Here is a 1,390-nt window from a genome sequence, read left to right as displayed (position 1 = left end):
GGGACCGGCCGGTCCAGATCGAGGCCGGGGACGGTGGAGCCGCTGTCCGTGGAGGAGTGCACGGGTCCTCCTGCGCGAGGTAGGCGGGGGCGGGGTGGAGCGGTGCGGGCCGGCGTGTGGCCGGCCCGCACCGCGTTCCCCCTCTGCCCCGGGGGAGGGGTCGGTCAGTTCTGCACGGCGCAGGACCACGGCAGGTACAGCGCGCGGGCCGCGCTGGTCAGGCGGACCGGGCCGGCCTTGCGGACGACGATCTTCTTCATCGCACACACCTCCTTCGGTGACTGGTCTTCAACAGCGCCATCAGCTGGTGTGAATGGACAGCTGACATCAATTCACGCCAGCTTCGGCGATGAGCCAAGGGTGATGAGGATGTGGTGATCGTGTCAATGGATCGGAATTCCCCAACCCATGCTGAACCTTGGTGCCCGTTCGGAACGTCCAGGTCGACGGCGGTGGGGAGGCCGTGGCGGCCCCGGGGCAACTAATAAACTGAAAGAATTGGCTTTGCGGGTGCTATCCATATGAGCTGATCACATAGGACGCGGAGAGTGGGAATGTCGGGTCGCGGCCCCGGCGGCCGGCAGGCGCCCCGGGCGGCCCACGCGCTCGACGGCGATACTGGAGCTGAACGCCGTGCGCCCGCGCGGCGGCGAGAGGGGCCCGGCCATGGCTGCTGCTCCCAGGAAACGGTCCGACGACCGGCGTGCCAGAACCGAGGCGATGCACCGGGAGGACCAGCGGCGCAAGCGCCGCCGGAAGATCGTGTACTCGGCGGTGGCCGGTCTCATCGTGGCCGGCGTGCTCGCGGGCGGCATCTGGGCCGTCACCACCGCCGACGACGGCGCGCCCACGAGCAAGGCCCCGATCGCGGGCGTGCAGACCTTCGGCAAGCTCGGGCGTACGCACGTGCAGACGCCGGTGGCCTACCCGCAGACCCCGCCCGTCGGCGGCGACCACAGTCCGGTCTGGCTCGACTGCAACGGAGCCGTCTACACCCGGCCCGTCCCCGACGAGAACGCCGTCCACTCCCTGGAGCACGGCGCGGTCTGGATCACCTACAACGACCAGGCGTCCCCGGCCGACGTCGCCGCACTCGCGGCCAAGGTCCAGGGCAAGCCGTACACCTTCATGAGCCCCTACCCGGCGGAGCAGGGGAAGATCACCCTCACCGCCTGGGGCAACCAGCTGGTGGTGGACAGCCCGACCGACCCCCGCGTGGACGCCTTCCTCGCCCAGTACGTGCAGGGGCCGCAGACGCCGGAGCCCGGCGCTCCGTGCACGGACGGGCTCATGCCGTAGCGCCCGGGGACTGCGGCGCGTCGGCCGGGGGCGCCGCCGCCCCGTGCCGGTCCGCGCCGGCCGTCGCGGGCGGGGCCGGGATGCGGCGGGC

The 1,390-nt window shown here is 71.8% G+C and carries 1 protein-coding gene; it reads left to right on the top strand.

All coding sequences use genetic code 11. The annotated features are described in order from the left end of the window. The first annotated feature begins 720 nt into the window (after positions 1–720). The gene (locus MCM47_RS40725; RefSeq protein ID WP_238859338.1) at positions 721–1,299 is read left to right on the top strand and encodes a DUF3105 domain-containing protein; all 579 of its coding nucleotides are present in this window, start codon (positions 721–723) and stop codon (positions 1,297–1,299) included. Positions 1,300–1,390 lie beyond the last annotated feature (91 nt).

Source organism: Kitasatospora sp. A2-31, from assembly GCF_022288725.1.
In the GTDB taxonomy this organism is placed as follows: domain Bacteria; phylum Actinomycetota; class Actinomycetes; order Streptomycetales; family Streptomycetaceae; genus Kitasatospora.
Note: the sequence above shows the minus strand (reverse complement) of the source record. Positions and strands in the feature narration are given on the sequence as shown.

Excerpts from the sequence above, each read along its gene's own strand:
- MCM47_RS40725 (WP_238859338.1), top strand. The coding sequence starts at position 721 with ATGCACCGGGAGGACCAGCGGCGCAAGCGCCGCCGGAAGATCGTGTAC.